The following is a 302-nucleotide window of genomic DNA, read 5'->3' as shown; positions in this document are numbered from 1 at the left end:
ATTACGTTACCAGCGAATGATGATAATACAACAACGCGTTTTGGATTTGCAGGAACTTCTACTTTACCATTTTCAGATTGGTATGTAATTGTTTCTGATTTACTATCTTTTGCATCGTTCTTTTTGTCTGTAGAGCCATTGCTACAAGCACTCATAACAAGAACGAAAAGAACTGTTAGTGAAATAAATAACTTTTTCATCGTCTTTCTCCTTTAACATAGATGATATGTGTATACAATAATTTGTTTAACTGTAATCTTTTTGAAAGAGTAGTGGTAAAGCAAAATAATTTATTAAAAATC

1 pseudogene is annotated in these 302 nt (G+C 30.1%); it reads right to left on the bottom strand.

Annotated elements, in window-relative coordinates:
- A pseudogene (locus MR170_RS31430) lies at positions 1-200 on the bottom strand (ABC transporter substrate-binding protein); the annotation flags it as partial.
- Positions 201-302: the final 102 nt, after the last annotated feature.

The sequence above is a fragment of the Bacillus cereus group sp. BfR-BA-01524 genome (assembly GCF_022662595.1).
Taxonomy (GTDB): Bacteria; Bacillota; Bacilli; order Bacillales; family Bacillaceae_G; genus Bacillus_A; species Bacillus_A thuringiensis_S.
This window is presented reverse-complemented; position numbering and strand designations above follow the sequence as displayed.